This is a genomic window from Chitinophaga sp. HK235 (assembly GCF_018255755.1).
Taxonomy (GTDB): Bacteria; Bacteroidota; Bacteroidia; order Chitinophagales; family Chitinophagaceae; genus Chitinophaga.
Map to the genome: position 1 here is coordinate 7,992,338 of NZ_CP073766.1, position 13,798 is coordinate 8,006,135.

The following is a 13,798-nucleotide window of genomic DNA, read 5'->3' on the forward strand; positions in this document are numbered from 1 at the left end:
ATATACATTTCATTTGCCTTTATTGATAATGCAGCGGGGTGGGGGATTTTCTCTTTACCGAATATAGGGAAGAAAAAGAGAAAACAGAAATCTGTTAAAGGCAACGGTCTGAGCGTATAGCCCAGACCGTTAAGAAATGGTTATTTTCAGAGAATTTCTACCTCTTCAGGCACTACGAATAACAGGGTGCAGCCGGTATGGCTGGTAACGGAATGTTTGAATCCCGGTGGCGTATACAGATAATCACCGGCATGCAGGGTGGTTTGTTCCACGATGGCCTCACCCTGCAGCACAAAAATCTCTTCTCCTGCAGGATGGTTGTGATATGGATAGTGGGCTCCCGGCTCAAACTGCAGCAGTATGGTTTTGGAACGACCGGCGGCTTCATCATAACGGAGCGATTTAACAAAAATGCCTTTGTAATGAATACCTTTCTCGATGAGTGGTTGCCATTCGGTGTGGTTGCTTTTGGTAATGTAGTGTTGGATATCTGTGTTCATGATTTGGAAGTTTATTATTTTAAATACTGGTCTAGGCTCCACCGGTGCGCAGGCAAGGTGGACAGGAGGAAGGCGCCTGCACTGAAGGCAAACACGGAATAGTCCAGTGGTTCTTTAATACCGGAAGAATAAGTCATGGCTGCGGCAAACAGCAGGGTAAGTATCATGGCGGCAAAGGCGGCTGTGATCGTCTGGTACCCCAGCAGTAATAAGAGCCCCAGCAGGGTTTCCAGGATAGTACTGGTTACCGCTATTGCGGGGATTAGGCTTTTTGGGGCAAATGTATTGACCTGTGCGGTGTACTGCAGAAAGTTACTCCAGCCGGAAGAATATTTCCCCCATAAGCTTAATCTGCTGGCTACTGCTGATAAAAAGCCTGCGCCCAGTGCCAGCCGTAGTAAGAGCGCTGCTAAGTCTTGATAGGATCTCATGTGCCGATTGTTTTATAACAGCACAAAGATGACATTTCCGGGTGGGGCAAAAAATAGAGAATCCTGCAAAAAGCATGTAATATTTACAGGGAGTACTGTTCTTTAAATTGTTTGGGAGAGAGCTGCGCTTGTTTTTTGAAGAATTTGGAGAAATAGAAAGGATCGTTGAATCCCAGTTTGAAGGCAATTTCTTTTACGGAGAGGTCTCCGTAGGTCAGCAGCCTTTTGGCTTCGGAGGTGACCAGCCCGTAGATGACGTTCTGCGCTGTTTTACCGGCATGTAACCTGGACTGCTCATTGAGTTTGGCTTCTGTTGTGCCCAGCAATGAGGCGAATTGTTTCAGGGTATAGTTTTGTTCAAAGTTGTCACGCACTGCTTCCAGGAACCGGAGGAACAAGGCTTCCGGTTTCCATATTTCATCACCCCGCTGCACCTTGGCCCTGTTGATGGCTACCAGTATCAGCGTTATCCGGCTATGTATGGAGATCAGGTGCTGATAAGGCTGTTGCTGTAACTCTTCCATAATAAGCCCCAGCTGCGTTTCTATGATCGTTTTGTCTACCGGTATCACTTCATTCATGGCAAAGTGACAAAAAAGGCCGTTGTGGAAAATCAGCTCTATGTCCCTGTCATCCTTACAAAAGAAATCGAGGGTAAACTCCAGTATAAACCCTTTTGCTTTGGGTGTTTTTCGGATATGATGTATCTGGCCGGAAGTAATGGTGATCACATCGCCTGGCCGGAGGGTAAAGGCAGTATGGTCCACAGATACGTCGATTTTGCCGGAAGAACAGTATACCAGCACGTATTTCATGATGCGCCTCGGTTGATCGGGGAGTGGCTGGTCCAGGTCTTTTATGTCAATCATGGATATGTTTTAATTGTTGTTCTTAAAAGTGCCAGGAATAGGCCAAAGTACCCTGGCTGCCTGCCTGGCGAAAGTACTTTTTTTCCACCACTTCAGCGATACGAAAAAGCAGCCTGCAGGCACGGTATGCCCACAGACTGTTAAAGTCCTCAGAAGACACAGGCTTGCTTATGGTTTTATGATCTGTCCTGTATTGGCCCCGAATACACTTTTGCGGAAACCATATTCCAGCTGTCGCATTGTTACCGGTATCTCACCCGGAAAGAAGGAAAAATACTGAGGTGAATTTTCAATCACAGAGGGACTGACGGCATTAATACGGATTCCGTTGTCCAGTTCAATGGCGGCAGCCCGTACAAAGGCTTCCACGGCACCGTTTGCGGCAGAGGCGTTGGCGAAGTTTAATTGTGGATCGCTGGTCAAAGCTCCTGAAATCAAGGTAAAGGAGCCCTTAGGTTTGATATAGTACTGACCGATAAGGACCAGGTTGATCTGTCCCATCAGTTTCCCATCGATACCTTTTCTGAATTCAGCATCCTTCATGTTTTTCCAGGGGCCAACATAGGTGGGGCCGGCCGTACAGATCAATGCGTCAAAAGGACCTGCCTTCTTGTACATGTTTTCGATGGAAGCGGTGGAAGTGATGTCTGTGGGAATATCGCCACCGGTGGTATTGACTTTTATTATTTCATGATCTTTTTCAAATGCACTGATCAGGTGTTTTCCCATGGTACCGGATGCACCAACGATAATTATTTTCATTTTATTTTTTTTGATGATGTTAAAATTCTTCTGAGATGATTTGTTTGCTGGCCATGATGCCGGCAGTGGTGCCCATTGCTACTGCATTGGCAACGGTACGCATGCGCGAGGTATTGTCGCCGCAGGCAAATACGCCACGGATGGTGGTTTCGTGAGATATATCCGTTTGTATATAGCCTTCTTCTGTAAGGGCACATCCAAGTGCCTGAGGAATAGGGCAGTGTTGCTCAAAGGCAGGACGCGCATAGAGTACCTTGAGAGGAATACTGCTACCATCGCTGAAAAGGATATGCTGAAGATAACCATCACGGTGCTCCAGTTGCACTATTGTTTTTTCTACCACTTTGATCTGGTGTTGTTCCAGTTTTTGGATTTGGTCTGCAGTCAATGTGGAGGGACCGTTGGTGAATAATGTTAAATCTTTGGTCCAGTTGTACAGCATGGCGGCCAGTTCAAAGGCGCTGTCTCCGTTGCCGTAGATGCCGGTTTTTTGATGCCTTACTTCATAACCATGGCAGTATGGGCAATGTAGTACAGAAATTCCCCAGCATGCTTCAAAACCTTGCAGGCCGGGCATGATATCATGAATGCCGGTGGCGAAAATCAATTTCTTTGTCTGAAAGGTTTCACCGGTCGTTACTGCTATTTCAAAACCTGTTTCAGTTTTTACGCCCTTTATAGCGAGCCCGTTAAAAAACTGAACGGTATCGTATTGTTGCACCTGGTTTCTGGCGAGTGTGGCAATTTCAGCAGGGGTGTTGCCATCATGGGTGAGGAAATTATGGGAATGCGGTGTCTGCTGGTTACAGGGTTTTCCACTGTCGATGATCAATACCTGTTTCAATGCTCTGCCCAGGGCCATGCCGGCGGCTAGCCCGGAGTAACTACCGCCAACGATGATGACGTCGAAATGATTATTGTTTTTCATTTTGTTGAAGTTTGGAAGATGGGTCATCGGGTTTGGATATAAAATTACGCAAAACAGTATCCACAAAAGGAAGGCCGGCAAATACCATCCAGGGGACCAGCACCAGCGTCATCACCAGGGTCCTTATATACAATGGCAATGCCGACAAAGTGTTGCCTGACAAGTATAGGAATAAGGTAATGGAAGGATAGATGACCAGCCAGACCTTGAAGGATGCAATTAACTTAGCCTTTGTTTTCATAAGTCTTAAAACTTTTATGCAAAGGTAATTTGCTGGTCGGGGCGTAGCGTAGGACAAAAATGTAGTTGAACAGGACTTATCTGAACTTGTGCCTGAATGCTTCGGGAGAATACCCTGTTTGTTTTTTAAAGAAGCGGATAAAATAAGAAAAATCTTCATAGCCCAGCTGCCAGGCGATCTGGTTGATCTGCTCGGAAGTGGCCAGTAGCAGGCGTTTGGCTTCCAGTACGATGTGACTGCTGATAACTTCCGAACTGGTTTGATTCAAAGTGGCTTTGGTAATGGCATTGAGCTGGTAGGTGGTCAGGTGCAGCGCCTTTGCGTAATACGCTACTTCCTTATGCGCAGTAACATGTTGTGTGATCAGCTCCCGAAACGTTTCCAGGCGCTCCTGCATATATTCGTTGCTGCTGGAAAGGTCTTTGGGGTTCCGGCTTTGTCGCAGCAGTTTGATGAAGAGTATTTCCAGGTTTGCCCGGATAACTTCCAGATACCTTTCTTTCTTATCACAATACTCCTTAAAAATTTCCGTCAGGGTAGCATATAAACTGTTGAATTCATCGAGGTGTACTGCACAAAAATGTTTGCTGCTGACCTTTCTTAAGATCTGGCTGGCGGGCTTTTCCATTGATGAATAAAAGTCATGACTGAATTCTATCAGATAGCCTGAGCATCCTTTTTTTAGTGCCAGCTGATGTACCTGTCCGGGTCGTATCCAATAAACGCTGTGGTCACTAACCGGATAAGGTGTGAAATCTATCACATGTTCGCCGGCGCCTTTTTCCAGTACCAGCATATAAAAAAAGCTGTGCCGGTGAAGAGGCCAGTTCCTGTCTGCTGTGGATAATAAAGGGCTGAGGTCACGTATCAGGAAACTGCCGGAAGAACCAGTCTCCTTGGTTGATTGGGCGATATGTCTTACCGGGATTTCTTTCATTTTTTGCAGGTTTCCTTTCGGAATGCAAGTTAAGGAGAACGGATTTGTTATGCGAATAAAAAAGCCCTATAACAGGGCCTCCATATAAATTAGAATGCCACCCGCAACGAGAACACCAGGCGTAAATTTCCTTTCTGGTAATGTCACACGAAAGGTTTAGCGTCACATTTTAGTGCCATTTTTTTCATCCCCTTCTGAAAGCCACAGTAAAACTTTTAACTTGCGCTTGTATTGTCAATCGAGATATTTACCTATAAACTGTAACACATTTTCAAATCCCTAAATCTATCACATTGAAAAAATTATTTTTGTTAGCCGCAGCCTGTATTGCCGGTTTTAGTTCCTATTCCCAAAGTTTTGTGCATGGTGCAGGTGTAGTTGCTTTTATACAAACAGCGGCGAACTCAGATGCTTTTGCGGTGGGCGGTCTTACTTATTCTCCCCGTTTTAACTTTATGGAGCAAGACAATATGTCTTTATCCCTGGGTGTTCCCCTGAGTATAGGATTGGGTGGCAGCTACAATAGCAGCTATGGTTCCTATAGTGGAGAGAGCAATAATCTCAGTTTTATATTTAACGCCCCACTGGTATTTAACGCCAACTTCGGCCGGGGATCCAGCCGGGATGCCGATGGCCGCTTTGGATTTTTTGTAGGCGCAGGCTACGGCTTTCATTACAGCAGCCGCAATCAAAATTACTACAACAACGTATCAGGCGATTATTCCGCCAGCGCCAAATCCAGCACTAACGGACCAATGGGCAATGCAGGCTTTCGTATAGGCGTTGGCAGAGTACATAACATTGAGGTAAAATTGAGTTACATGAAAGGTTTGAGTGACGACAAACCTAATGTATTCAGCATCGGCACGCTCTTTAATTTCTAATTGTCTCTTTTTCTAAATTTTCATTTTATCTTTTATTGTATGAAAAAATTGTTTGCCCTGATACTGTTGGCTGGGTCGTTCGTTTGAGTAATAAATCGCAATCACAGGATATCGTTAAAGGTGACCTGGCATTTCTGAAAGATGTTAAAGAAATACAGGTAGCGTATGTGTACGAGAATATAACCGTTGGTAAAGATGGTAAAGAAGCTACCTATATCAAAAGGAAAAAAAACGTCGGTATAAAGTCTGCCAAAGCAGCTGTCAATCTCGAAATTTATATCTATGATACTGCCAATAAATCCAAAGCGCTTTGCAAAATCATGTTAAATGATATGAGAGGCGGTAAAGGCCAGTTTGCTAAATGAAGTGCCCCCAAATAGTTAGACACTTTTGGGGGCACTTCATTTATGAGAAGACCTCTTTTAAATCTTACCATCCATATCGGATCCATATATCCCCATCAGGCCCAACCTGACGATCGATAAGAAACTTTTTCTTCATCCACTGTTTTTTGTTTTTGGAAACAATTTTCCAGCTGGGATGATTCCAGAATTTTAATTTTTCTGGCTTTTCAGATCTATCATCATTCATAATGAAGACATGAAAAAGGATTGTCAGAGCATGCTTTGTAGAAACTGGGATGCCATCTGCAATAAGGGCATGCGGCATACATGTTTTTTCTGACAAGGTTGTAAGTCCTGCGATGGTCGGTCGTCTTTAAGACTTTAAATTTTTTCACTTGTAAACACATTTGGTGTTACAAGCCGTCGAATTCTTTTTTCATAAGTGTCAACTGGTGAACAAGTAAAAGTGCTTACAAAGTAGAAAAAACTCAGGGTATATAAAGCTGCTGTTTTGTTCATATTTATCCAGCTATAATAAATATATTATTTATTGTCTATCTAAATATTTGTTAATTAATATTATATGTATGACATGTTCTGTACGTTTGATCTATTCAATAAAATTATTGAATAGTTGAGTATTTCCTTACCTTTGTCCTGAAGTAAATGCACTGAAAACCGTTTTGTAAAAGTCATTTTAACCTAAACCATCAAAAAACAAAGACATTGGAAATTAAACTGGGCTTAAAGGAAAACTGGCAGCAATTTTCGCTGCTGGTGCTGCTGAATATGCTGGTAGGGGGGATGGTTGGCCTTGAAAGGACAGTGGTACCCTTAGTGGGCACGGAAGAATTTAAAATAGGTTCCGATATTGTTGTCTTCTCTTTTATCATCGCATTCGGTGTTGTGAAGGCCTTTACCAACCTGGTTTCGGGCGTACTAGCCGATAAATATACCCGGAAGAAAGTACTGATATTGGGATGGCTCTTCGGTTTGCCGGTTCCTTTCCTGTTGGCCTGGGGACCAGGCTGGAACTGGATTCTGCTGGCCAATGTTCTCCTGGGTATCAGTCAGGGCCTGGCCTGGTCCATGACGGTGAATATGAAGATAGACCTGGTGGGACCGAAGAAACGCGGTTTAGCCATGGGCCTGAACGAGGCCGCAGGATACGGAGCGGTGGGCTTAACAGCCTTACTGACAGGATACCTCGCATCGGCGTATGGATTAAGGCCACAACCTTTTTATATCGGGATCGCCTATACGATAATCGGACTGTTGCTTTCTGTGCTGGTCATCAGAGATACCCGCAAATATGCACAGCTGGAATCAAAACAGGTGAATACAACAGCGGTCCCAAAACCTGGATTAGCCTGGGTTTTCAAAGAAACATCGCTGAAGAATAGAAACCTTTTTGCTGTCTCTCAGGCAGGGCTGGTCAACAATCTCAATGATGGTATGTCCTGGGGTGTGTTCCCGTTATTGTTTATTTCAGCAGGAGTAGGACTGGAAGGTGTTGGTTGGATAAAAGCCATATACCCGGTGGTATGGGGCGTGGGTCAGGTGGTGACAGGCCCGCTGACAGACCGTTTGGGACGAAAGCCTCTGATCGTTTGGGGAATGTTTGTCCAGGTACTGGGGCATGTGGTAATAGGATTTAAGTTTTTTGAACCGTTAACAGACGGCCTGGTAGGCTCTGTTTTACTGGGATTGGGGACAGCCATGGTATATCCGGCTTTACTGGCAGCTGTCAGTGATACGGCACATCCTGCCTGGAGAGCTTCTTCCCTGGGAGTATACCGGTTCTGGAGAGATATCGGTTATGCAGCAGGTGCATTGATGGCAGGTGTTGTGGCTGGTTTATTCGGGCTGATATGGGCCGTACATATTGCCGGGCTCCTGACTCTATTGTCCGGTTTGGTTGTTTTGTTCCGGATGAAAGAAACTATTCATAGCAAGTCAGAGAAGGCGGAACATAACACAACAACAGCAGAAACAATCTTGTCATAATCCGTTAGCCGGACTTCTCCTGGCTAACGATAGGATAACCTTTAGCCTGCCAGTCGGGAAAACCTTCCAGCATCCTTTGTGCCTTGTAGCCTTGCTTCTGTAGCAGTTTGACTGCTTCATCCGCATAAACGCAAAATGGTCCCCTGCAATAGGCAACAATTGTTTTTCCCTTGGGTAATTTTTTTAGATGTTCACCGAGTTGATCCACCGGCATAGACAGCGCTTTATGGATATGCCCGCGGTTGTATTCTTCTTCCGGTCTTACATCCAGTAAAATGACTTTGTTTTTTTCGAGAAGGCCCAATAGCTCATCGGCCTCCACGGCTTTCAGATCGTCATATCCGGCTCTGAAATCCTTTACGATTTTTTCTACCTCTGCGTTATAAGACATCCCCAGTTCCCTTAAATGTACCCAGGCGTCATAAACATTGCTGCCCGCAAGGGAGTATCGGATAAAATTGCCATCCCTGGCAACCGTTACCAGTTTGGCATGCTTTAACGTTTGCAGATGCTGTGAAGTGTTGGCGATGGATAAGCCGGTATAATTAGCGATCTGCTCAACCGTAAAAGGCCCCTGGGCCAACAGATCTATGATTTCCATGCGATGAGGATTGCCTAAGGCTTTTGTCACTTTGGCCAGTTCACTGTATACCTTCTGTTTAAAGTCTTGTTTATTCATCATCAGGAAATGATTATCCGGCAAAGATACGAAAGTATTCAATAATGTTATTGAATAGGCGGTGGCCCGGCTTTCTGAACAGGGACAAGCGTTTTATGAGTATACAAATGTATTTTTGCTTCGATTATAGTCTGATGATAATGCTGAAGCATGATGAACGGATTTGAACTGATTTTACAGAACGTCGAAAAATATATCGCTCTTACGGAAGCGGAAAAAGTCTTTTTTTTGTTCTCTGCTACAGGAGCGCCTGTACCATAAAAAGGAATACCTGCATCGGGAAGGCAGCACCTGCAGCCAGTTGGTTTTCATCACCAGCGGATGTGTCAAGAGTTACCTGCTAGATACAAAAGGCAATGAACATATTTTAACCATCGCGATTGCTGACTGGTGGGTGGCAGACTATAAGAGCCTCGTTTTCGATACACCTTCCGAACTGTTTATAGAAGCAGTGGAGCCAACACAGGTCCTGTTACTCTCTAAAAACAAACGGGAAGAACTGTTTAAAAAAATACCCCGCTTCGAACACTATTTCAGAATCCTTACGGAGCGTGCATTTGCAGTTAGTCAGCAGCGCATTACAGATATCTTAAGTCTTCCTGCAGTGGAGCGGTATGAAAAATTCCTCCAGCGTTACTCCCGGATTGCAGATGCCTTTTCCCAGCAACAAATTGCTTCCTTCATTGGTGTAACACCCGCCTTCTTCAGTCGCATGCTCAAATCCCGGCGTAAATAATACGGTCTCCAAAAATTTAACAAACCACTTGATCCAGGTCAAGTGACAGCCATTTTATTGTTCACACCTTTGTTGTGCGGTAGCGCGCTTTACCACTCAGTTTTTACTATTTAAACATTAGACTATGAACAAACGTCATGGCTGGTGGCCCGTGCTGGCATTATTATCATTATTGCTAAGCGGCAGCATATCGGCGAATGCTTCTCACAAAAAAATGAATATGGAAAAAAAAGCACTCATCATCATTGATGTTCAGAATGATTATTTCAAAGGCGGAAAAATGGAGTTGTTCCGCCCCGATGCTGCAGCAGACAATATCAGACGGATACTGGAGAAATGCCGCAAAGAAGGTGTTCCCGTAATTTATATTCAACATGCTGCTGATGCTGCAGGTGGGTTCCTGGTAGCCAATACTACCGGCGCGGAAATACATCCATCAGTACTTCCCCTTCCTGGTGAAAAAATCATCACTAAACATTATCCGAACAGTTTCCGCGAAACAGCACTGCTGGACTATCTGAAACAGATCGGTGTGTCCAACCTGATTATCACCGGCATGATGACGCATGTGTGCGTGGATGCCACTACCAGGGCAGCCAAAGATCTGGGCTTTCATTGTACGGTGATCGCTGATGCCTGCGCCACCAGAGCGCTGGAAGTAGACCATGAAAAAGTATCTGCAGCCGATGTACAGCGGGCGCTGATCGGTTCACTGGGGTTTTATTATGCGGATATCGTTAATACACAACAATACCTGATGCGATAAAAGTGATAACCCAGGCCTTACACTGTCTGTATAAGGCCTGGGTTTTTCTCCGCTACAGGACCCGGTTGCAGGCCGGTATTTTAGCTACACGCTCAGCAACTTCAGGCCCACTGATCATTTCCATTGAATGTTTCGCCTGCTTTATTTAGCGGCAAATGAACAAAAATGAATAACTGTTTGTCCTTATTAAGAGTTTATCTTCATTAACCTTTAATACCGGAAACATATGCGCTTATTGAGCCGTACCTGCAAGCAGCTGTTTGTTTTTTTGTTTGTTAGAAAATCTTTTTATCGCCTTCATCTCATCGTTTATAAAATAAGTATGTTAGGGTTGGGAATCAGAAATTCTGAAAATGAACGGGTATCCGGAGAGAGAGCGTTTATCCGTCATCTGAAGAAAAATGGCATGTTGTCATCCGGCGTAATTTTCGATATTGGAGCCAATGTGGGACACTACTCCGAAATGTTGCGCAGATACCAGGTACAGCTGCCGATCTATGCATTTGAGCCGCATCCGACTTCCTTCCGGAAACTGGAAGTAATGGCCGCTAAACATGATTTTATACCGGTGTGGATGGCTGCCGGGGATCAGGAGGAGGATACCGTGATATACGATTATTCCGGAGGGGGAGGATCAGAACATGCCAGTATGTACCGGGAAGTAATTGAAACCCTGCATGATGGCGTAGCGGAGGCTGTCGCCGTTACTCAAACTACGCTGGATGAATTTGTGATGTCCCGGCAGATTGATGAAATTGCCTTGCTGAAGATTGATACGGAAGGCCATGAACTGCCGGTATTAAAAGGGGCCAGCAGCTGTATCGCCAGCGGTATCGTGAAAGTGATACAGATTGAATTCAATGAGATGAATGTGATCTCCCGTACTTTTTTCAAAGATATTATTGACCAGTTGCCAGGATATGATTTTTACCGGTTGTTACCTGACGGTCTTCAGGCACTGGGTAAATACAATCCCGCGCACTATGAAATTTTTTCCTTCCAGAATATTGTTGCCATCAGGGCAACGGAGCCTGCAGCATTTCCCGTTCAAAACGTTCCATGATATGATCGATGGCTAGTTGCTCTATTGCATATTTACGGGCATTCTCTGAAATATGTGATGTCTGCTCTTTTAGTGCTTTCATGATCGTATGACTTAATGCAGTTGCATCATCTGCCTTCACCGCAATTCCTACCTGGTGATGGTTGATCAGTTCATATAACCCCGAACCTTCATTGGCGGTCACAATCGGTACACCGCCTACCGCCAGGATGGTGGTGAGTTTGGATGGCATCACCAGATCACTGGCCTGTCCTTTCTGGATGACCAGATGAAGGTCGGCCATATTCAGAAAGTGGTTAAAATGAGAGGCCGGCTGTAGCGGCAGAAAACTGAGATTCTGTAATTGCCAGGATGCGGCGATCGCTTCCAGCTGCTGACGGTAAGGCCCGTCCCCACAAATCACAAAGCGGAGAAACGGTTGGTACTGTAGTTGCCGGGCTGCTTCCAGTACCGTTTCCAGTCCCTGTTTTTCTCCAAGTGCTCCCGAATACAATATCACTTTACTGTTGGGTGGAAAGCCAAATTGTTCCTTGAGTGCAGGGCGGTCTTTCAGCGGGAAAAAGCGGTTTACGTCTACCCAGTTGGGAAATAGCTGAACATCTCTGGACGCTTTGGCGGCAATATTGCTGACCATCTGCGGGGAAATACTGGAGATAATATCAGCCTGCCGGAGGATAAAATTTTCAAGCCGGAACAGCTGTTGCAACAGCCAGGGAGAACGCAGCATGCCCAGATTACGGGCTGCTTCTATCTGCATGTCCTGAATATGATAAATGAAGCGGGTAGGACGTAGCTTTTTATAACTGGCGGCCAGCAGGCCCAGGTGAAAAGAAGGAGCAATCGTGATCACAAAATCAAACCGCCGTTGCAGCAGCAGCTGCAGCATTTTGCCGGAGGCCGCAAGGCTGAAGGAGAAGTCCTGCAATACCCGCTTCTTACCCGATGGCTGTGCCGGCACATAATGCGGACAGCGGTAAACCTTGATAGGCTTATGTTCTGCTGCTATGTTTTCCGTTGAAAAAAAATATTGATTACGACGGTATACCTGACTAATCTTCCATTCGGGATAATAAGGATAAGTGGTCAGTACTGTACAGTCATATCCTCTGGCTGCGAGCCAGTGGATCAGCTCTCCGTTATACTTGCCGATGCCATTGGGCTCCGGTGCGTAGTTGGAGGTGATCATGAGGATACGTTTGGCAGGCGTTTTCATGTCAGTAGGCATTTTTATCTCCTTTCACCATATTGACGATCGTCTGGAATACGATCTGGCAATCGAGCCAGAAGCTGTAGTTTTCAATGTACCAGTTGTCCATATAGATGCGTTTCTGCCATTGGTCTATACGGTCGCCTTCACCCCGGCAGCCATTAACCTGTGCCCAACCGGTGATACCTGGTTTTACCAGATGGCGCAGCATATAGTGCTGTATGGTTCTTTTCAGCTCCAGGTGATGCGGCGTTACATAGGGTCGGGGGCCTACAAAAGACATGTCACCTTTCAGCACATTAAAAAACTGCGGTAGCTCGTCGAGGTTCGTACGACGCAGGAATTTGCCGATAAGTGTTACCCGCGGATCATTGCGCAGGGTGGGCCTGAATATGCCATTACTGTCGTATTCACTGTTCATCTTCATAGTCCTGAACTTATATAAGGTTAGTTTTTTGTTTTTCAGTCCCCATCTTTCCTGCTTATAGATAACAGGACCGCGGGAGGTAATTTTTATCAGAATGGCAATCAGCGCAAACAGCCAGGAGAAGGTGATGAGCATAAACAGCGTGAAACAGATGTCAAACAACCGCTTGAATTGCTGATTACCTGTGTGATCCAGCGGAGAGGAGCGGATGGTGATCACGGGAAAGTGTCCAAACAGGCTCATACTCACCGTGGAAGTACAATGCTTATAACAGTTGGCAATGATCTTCACGCGTTTGGCGGCTTTTTCGCTGGTGACGATAATATTTTCTGTTTCTTCCCGGCTGCTTTCAGGGATGGCCAGTACTACATCATCTATCTCATGGTTTTCCAGAATATGCCCCAGTGCAGAAAGAGGTCCCAGGTATTTGCCGTTGAGCGTATGATTGGGTTCATTGTCTACAAAACCGATACATTGATAGCCAAAGTGGTCGTTGGCAGCAATGGTATTGTGAAAGTGTACGGCGGTTTCTCCGGCACCTATGATCAGGATATTTTTCATGTTATATCCTTTCATCCTGATCCGAAGGAAGAGCTTTTTGATCAGGATTTTGGAGAACATCATACTAATGAAGATGTAACCTGAATATATGCCGACGAATGATCTCGGAGAGTAGAACATTTTAAAGAAATAAAACAAGGTAAAAGTCAGGATACAAACATGCAGCAGCAGTGTTTTAATGAGTGCCATAAATTCATAGGAGAATGGACGGGAGCGGAAGTCCTCATACAGGTGAAGGTGAAGCCCAGTAGCTACCCAGGTGATGATGCTGATACACAGCACGGTGATGTTCACGGGGTAATGGGGCACATGCTGGAGGAGGCAAACGGTCTGGTGTGCAAGTAGATAGGCAATGGTGAGCACCAGGCAATCAATGAGTTGCCTAAGCAATAACGGCACATTAACAAGGGTTTTCATAATCACGAATGCATAATCTGTTTAAAAAATATCGGTTCA

At 45.2% G+C, this 13,798-nt stretch carries 18 protein-coding genes; 6 read left to right on the forward strand and 12 right to left on the reverse strand.

Annotated elements, in window-relative coordinates; translation table 11 throughout:
* Positions 1 to 146: 146 nt before the first annotated feature.
* The 8 genes from KD145_RS30825 to KD145_RS30860 all read right to left on the reverse strand — a co-directional run bounded on the left by KD145_RS30825 (position 147) and on the right by KD145_RS30860 (position 4,668).
* Positions 147 to 500 (reverse strand): cupin domain-containing protein, encoded by a 354-nt coding sequence (locus tag KD145_RS30825; RefSeq protein WP_249219665.1) that lies wholly within the window; start codon positions 498 to 500, stop codon positions 147 to 149.
* Between the two features lie 14 nt (positions 501 to 514).
* Positions 515 to 931, reverse strand: coding sequence for a DoxX family membrane protein (locus KD145_RS30830; RefSeq protein WP_212003632.1), 417 nt, complete (start codon positions 929 to 931; stop codon positions 515 to 517).
* Positions 932 to 1,014: 83 nt separating this feature from the next.
* Positions 1,015 to 1,800: an AraC family transcriptional regulator gene (locus tag KD145_RS30835; RefSeq protein ID WP_212003633.1), complete on the reverse strand. Its 786-nt coding sequence runs from the start codon at positions 1,798 to 1,800 to the stop codon at positions 1,015 to 1,017.
* Positions 1,801 to 1,822: 22 nt separating this feature from the next.
* Entirely contained in the window at positions 1,823 to 1,960 is a 138-nt protein-coding gene (locus KD145_RS30840; protein ID WP_212003634.1) for a hypothetical protein, read from the reverse strand.
* Between the two features lie 8 nt (positions 1,961 to 1,968).
* On the reverse strand, positions 1,969 to 2,562 hold the full coding sequence (locus KD145_RS30845; RefSeq protein WP_212003635.1) for a short chain dehydrogenase: 594 nt from the start codon (positions 2,560 to 2,562) through the stop codon (positions 1,969 to 1,971).
* Between the two features lie 19 nt (positions 2,563 to 2,581).
* Entirely contained in the window at positions 2,582 to 3,490 is a 909-nt protein-coding gene (locus KD145_RS30850; protein ID WP_212003636.1) for an NAD(P)/FAD-dependent oxidoreductase, read from the reverse strand.
* The gene (locus tag KD145_RS30855) at positions 3,477 to 3,731 is read right to left on the reverse strand and encodes a hypothetical protein (RefSeq protein ID WP_212003637.1); all 255 of its coding nucleotides are present in this window, start codon (positions 3,729 to 3,731) and stop codon (positions 3,477 to 3,479) included. Before KD145_RS30855 ends, KD145_RS30850 begins: the two co-directional genes overlap by 14 nt.
* 76 nt (positions 3,732 to 3,807) lie before the next feature.
* Complete coding sequence (locus KD145_RS30860; protein WP_212003638.1) at positions 3,808 to 4,668, reverse strand: AraC family transcriptional regulator; 861 nt, start codon at positions 4,666 to 4,668, stop codon at positions 3,808 to 3,810.
* A 293-nt stretch (positions 4,669 to 4,961) separates the two neighbouring features.
* Between KD145_RS30860 and KD145_RS30865 the strand changes: the two genes are divergently transcribed.
* Positions 4,962 to 5,552, forward strand: coding sequence for a hypothetical protein (locus KD145_RS30865; protein WP_212003639.1), 591 nt, complete (start codon positions 4,962 to 4,964; stop codon positions 5,550 to 5,552).
* A 35-nt stretch (positions 5,553 to 5,587) separates the two neighbouring features.
* Positions 5,588 to 5,917 carry a hypothetical protein gene (locus tag KD145_RS30870; protein ID WP_212003640.1) on the forward strand — a complete coding sequence of 110 codons (330 nt, stop codon included), beginning with the start codon at positions 5,588 to 5,590 and terminating at the stop codon, positions 5,915 to 5,917.
* Positions 5,918 to 5,981: 64 nt separating this feature from the next.
* Here KD145_RS30870 and KD145_RS30875 read toward each other — a convergent pair whose 3' ends face one another.
* Complete coding sequence (locus tag KD145_RS30875) at positions 5,982 to 6,221, reverse strand: hypothetical protein (RefSeq protein ID WP_212003641.1); 240 nt, start codon at positions 6,219 to 6,221, stop codon at positions 5,982 to 5,984.
* Positions 6,222 to 6,622: 401 nt separating this feature from the next.
* Here KD145_RS30875 and KD145_RS30880 point away from each other — a divergent pair, with 401 nt between their 5' ends.
* Positions 6,623 to 7,903: an MFS transporter gene (locus tag KD145_RS30880; RefSeq protein ID WP_249219667.1), complete on the forward strand. Its 1,281-nt coding sequence runs from the start codon at positions 6,623 to 6,625 to the stop codon at positions 7,901 to 7,903.
* 4 nt (positions 7,904 to 7,907) lie between these two features.
* On the opposite strand, the gene KD145_RS30885 is transcribed toward KD145_RS30880, so the two are convergent.
* A complete protein-coding gene (locus KD145_RS30885) occupies positions 7,908 to 8,585 on the reverse strand; it encodes a metalloregulator ArsR/SmtB family transcription factor (protein ID WP_212003642.1) in 678 nt (225 codons plus the stop codon).
* Positions 8,586 to 8,832: 247 nt separating this feature from the next.
* Here KD145_RS30885 and KD145_RS30890 point away from each other — a divergent pair, with 247 nt between their 5' ends.
* The 3 genes from KD145_RS30890 to KD145_RS30900 all read left to right on the forward strand — a co-directional run bounded on the left by KD145_RS30890 (position 8,833) and on the right by KD145_RS30900 (position 11,147).
* Positions 8,833 to 9,318 carry a Crp/Fnr family transcriptional regulator gene (locus KD145_RS30890; protein ID WP_256441325.1) on the forward strand — a complete coding sequence of 162 codons (486 nt, stop codon included), beginning with the start codon at positions 8,833 to 8,835 and terminating at the stop codon, positions 9,316 to 9,318.
* A 124-nt stretch (positions 9,319 to 9,442) separates the two neighbouring features.
* Positions 9,443 to 10,084, forward strand: a complete 642-nt coding sequence (locus KD145_RS30895; protein ID WP_212003643.1) for a cysteine hydrolase family protein — start codon at positions 9,443 to 9,445, stop codon at positions 10,082 to 10,084.
* A gap of 322 nt (positions 10,085 to 10,406) precedes the next feature.
* Positions 10,407 to 11,147, forward strand: a complete 741-nt coding sequence (locus KD145_RS30900; RefSeq protein ID WP_249219669.1) for an FkbM family methyltransferase — start codon at positions 10,407 to 10,409, stop codon at positions 11,145 to 11,147.
* On the opposite strand, the gene KD145_RS30905 is transcribed toward KD145_RS30900, so the two are convergent.
* Entirely contained in the window at positions 11,101 to 12,360 is a 1,260-nt protein-coding gene (locus tag KD145_RS30905; RefSeq protein ID WP_212003645.1) for a WcaI family glycosyltransferase, read from the reverse strand. The two genes, KD145_RS30900 and KD145_RS30905, sit on opposite strands and share 47 nt — an antisense overlap.
* Before the next feature lies 1 nt (position 12,361).
* Positions 12,362 to 13,759, reverse strand: coding sequence for an undecaprenyl-phosphate glucose phosphotransferase (locus tag KD145_RS30910; RefSeq protein ID WP_212003646.1), 1,398 nt, complete (start codon positions 13,757 to 13,759; stop codon positions 12,362 to 12,364).
* Between the last annotated feature and the right edge of the window lie 39 nt (positions 13,760 to 13,798).